The organism is Dietzia timorensis (genome assembly GCF_020742175.1).
GTDB classification, from domain to species: domain Bacteria; phylum Actinomycetota; class Actinomycetes; order Mycobacteriales; family Mycobacteriaceae; genus Dietzia; species Dietzia timorensis_A.
Genome location: NZ_DYXM01000029.1, coordinates 1 through 3,562 on the forward strand (window position 1 = coordinate 1; position 3,562 = coordinate 3,562).

The window sequence follows — 3,562 nt, forward strand, 5'->3', positions numbered from 1 at the left end:
TGACCGCCTGCGGGGCCGGCGGCGGTGAATTCGAGGACATGGACGAGTGGCTCGCCGAGGTCGAGGAATCCGGCATCGTGTGCGAGCAGGTGCACCGCATCGGCGAGGGCGCCGATGAGGGTGGCGCCGAAGCCCAGGGCGAGGGCGAGGAAACGGCCGAGATCCAGTCGGAGTTCGGCATCATCAGCTTCGCCGATTGTTTCCAGGAGGACGGCACCGCCTCGATGCGCATGTTCGATTCCGAGGAGTCGAACGTCGACCCCATCGACGCCCTGCGCGAGCAGCCGGAGTACGACGTGAACACGCCGGCGGTCCTCAAGGGCGACGCCTGGGCCGTGGACTGCACCTCCGTTGAGCTGTGCGAACAGTGGGCGGAGCACTTCGACGGCGAAGTTCTCGTCGCCCCGGACTTCTAGTCCCGCCCACTAACCCGGCCCACTAACCCGGCCCGCTAACCCGGCCCGCTAATTCCGTCCGGGCGCACCTCCGTTCCTCCTCGGCCTCGCTCCGCCGCCCGACCCGCTAATTCCGTCCGGGCGCATCTCCGCCGCCCCGGCCGCCGCCCCGGCCGTCGAGGCTCTCGAGTCCGGTCTGGAACGCTTCGAGATGGTTCCGCGCCCCGGACAGCAGGTACTCGTACGTCTCGACGAGCTCCGGGTCCTCCGTCCGCGCGATGATGTCCTCGAGGTCGGCGATGTCGCGTTTCTCCAGTTCAATGCCCACGACCAGGGCCTCGCGTTCCGAGGTCAATCCCCGGCCGAGCCACCCGTCGTAAAGCGCTTGAATCTCGTCGATGGTGTACACGCCCGGTTCGGGCACGACGGCGGCACGCATCATGCCGAGGCGGTCCATCTGCCCGGTCAGTGCGTCCATGTGCCGCTGCTCGGCCTCGGCGATTTGGGCGAATTGCCGTGTGCCCCACGCCTCGTCGAGCGCGGTGTACAGGTCGCGGGCCATCCGCTCCTCCTCGAAGGAGTAGCTGATGTCGTTGGGGGTCTGCTGGTCGACGTCGCCCGGCGCCGCCTCGCTTTCCGACGCCTCCTCCCCCGCATCCGCCCCGTTCCCCGGCTGCCCGTTGTTATTGGTGGTCGCGGTGTCCGTGGTGGTGGCCGTGGTGGCAGAGGTGCCGGTGGGGTCTTCTGCGTCCGTGGTGCCGTCGGCGGCGCAGGCACCGAGTGTCGCGGCGACGATGAGCGCGGCGGCCCCGGCGGAGAGCGTCCGGGCGGCCCGGTTGCGGTTCGGCCGCGATGACGTGGTCATGGTTGTCCCTTCCGGGCCCGGTGGCGGCGACGCCGTCCGGAAGCCGATGACCAGCGGGCCTCCTGGCACCGACAATACGCCTCGGGGTATCCGGTGGGTAAGCCTTCTCGGGGTATCCGGCGGGAAGTGTCCGGCCGCCCCGGCCGTTGCTTTTCGGCCGGGCGAAGAATTCAACATTCATGTCGACGTTTTGCAACAGAAAAGCCCCGAACCAGCGTGGATTCGGGGCGTTTTCGTTGCGGATCGTTGACGCGAATGTTGAATTCGCGGGGGTGGTGCCGCGGCCCCCTCGTCGTTAAGCGAAAGCGGCGCACCGCGCGCATCAGGCGCCGGCGCGCCGTCCCACCGTTACACGTTGAAGTACTTCGCCTCCGGGTGGTAGAGCACGAACGCGTCGGTCGACTGCTCCGGGTGCAGCTGCAGTTCCTCGGACAGTTCGACGCCGATGCGCTCCGGCTGCAGCAGCTCCACCAGGCCGCGGCGCGACTCCAGGTCGGGGCACGAGCCGTAGCCGAAGGAGTAGCGGGCGCCGCGGTACTTCAGGTCGAAGAAGTCGCGGGTGTCGTCGGAGTCGTCGCTGCCGGCGGTGGTGCCGTCGGAAAACGCCAGCTCCGAGCGGATGCGCTGGTGCCAGAACTCGGCCAGCGCCTCGGTGAGCTGCACGCCGATGCCGTGGACCTCGAGGTAATCGCGGTACTCGTTGGCGGCGTAGATCTCGTTGGCGAAGTCCGCGATCGGCTGGCCCATGGTGACCAACTGGAACGGCATGACGTCGACCTGGCCGGCCTCGATCGCCCGCTCGCGGGAGCGGATGAAGTCCGGGATGGCCAGGAACCGGCCGCGATTCTGGCGCGGGAACTCGAAGGTCACCACCGGCTCGGCGGTCGGATCAGGCTGCTCGCCGTCGGCCGGCAGGGGCAGAATGTGCACCTTCTCCCCCTCCGACACCGCCGGGAAGTAGCCGTAGACCACGGCGGCGTGCTGCAGGATGTGCTCGGCGCGCAGCCGCTGCAGCCATGCGCGCAGGCGCGGGCGGCCCTCGGTCTCCACGAGCTCCTCGTACGACGGGCCCTCGTCGCCGCGGGTGCCGCGCAGGCCCCACTGGCCCATGAACAGCGCCCGCTCGTCCAGGGTGGTCAGGTAGTCGTCGAGGGCGACGCCCTTGATGATCCGCGTCCCCCAGAACGGAGGCTTTGCGACGGGCACGTCCTCCGCGACGTCCGACCGTTCCGGCACGTCGGCGGCCTGTTCGGCGGCCTTCGCGGCGCGCTCGGCGGCGATGCGCTTGGAGCGTTCGTGGCGTTCCTTGCGCTTGGCCTTGGCCTCCGCCGCGGCGATGGCCTCCGGGGAATCCGGGGCGGGGCCGGTGCCGCGCTTGAGCGCCATGATCTCGTCCATCAGCCGCAGGCCCTCGAAGGCGTCGCGGGCGTAGTGGACGTCGCCCTGGTAAACCTCGTCGAGGTCGTTCTCGACGTACGTGCGGGTCAGCGCCGCGCCGCCGAGGAGCACCGGGAAACGCTCGGCGACGCCGGAGGAGTTGAGCTCCTCCAGGTTGTCCTTCATCACCACGGTCGACTTCACCAGCAGGCCGGACATGCCGATGACGTCGGCCTCCGCCTCCTGGGCGGCGGACAGGAAGTTCGCGATCGGCTGCTTGATGCCGATGTTGACCACGTTGTAGCCGTTGTTCGACAGGATGATCTCGACCAGGTTCTTGCCGATGTCGTGTACGTCGCCCTTCACCGTGCCGATGACCATCGTGCCCTTCGACCCGGTGGAGTCCTCGGCGTCCATGAAGCCCTCGAGGTAGGCCACGGCCGTCTTCATGGTCTCCGCCGACTGCAGCACGAACGGCAGCTGCATCTGGCCGGAGCCGAACAGCTCGCCGACGGTCTGCATGCCGCGCAGCAGATCCTCGTTGACGATCGCCAGTGGATCCTTCTCCTTCATGCCCTCGTCGAGGTCCGCCTCGATGCCGGTGCGCTCGCCGTCGATGATGCGCTGCGCCAAACGGTCGAACAGCGGCATCGCCGCGAGCTTCTCGGCGCGGGCGTCCTTGGCGTCGGCGGCGGACACGCCGTCGAAAAGCTCCATGAAGGTCTGCAGCGGGTCGTAGGCGCCTTCCGGGTCATCGTCGCCGCGGCGACGGTCGTAGACCATGTCCAGTGCCACCTCGCGCTGGCGCTCGTCGATGCGGTTCATGGGCAGGATCTTCGAGCTGTGCGCGATCGCCGAATCCAGGCCCGCCTCGATGCACTCGTTGAGGAACACCGAGTTGAGCACCTGGCGCGCCGCCGGGTTC

3 protein-coding genes are annotated in these 3,562 nt (G+C 68.6%); 1 reads left to right on the plus strand and 2 read right to left on the minus strand.

Translation table 11 applies throughout. The features are described 5' to 3' along the window. Positions 1-416: hypothetical protein (locus tag K8V11_RS01520; RefSeq protein ID WP_303910448.1), on the plus strand; the 416-nt coding region annotated here is incomplete at its 5' end. 106 nt (positions 417-522) lie between these two features. On the opposite strand, the gene K8V11_RS01525 is transcribed toward K8V11_RS01520, so the two are convergent. After that, positions 523-1,260 carry a DUF2202 domain-containing protein gene (locus K8V11_RS01525; RefSeq protein WP_278827203.1) on the minus strand — a complete coding sequence of 246 codons (738 nt, stop codon included), beginning with the start codon at positions 1,258-1,260 and terminating at the stop codon, positions 523-525. Between the two features lie 348 nt (positions 1,261-1,608). Then, positions 1,609-3,562: vitamin B12 dependent-methionine synthase activation domain-containing protein (locus K8V11_RS01530; protein ID WP_303910449.1), on the minus strand; the 1,954-nt coding region annotated here is incomplete at its 5' end.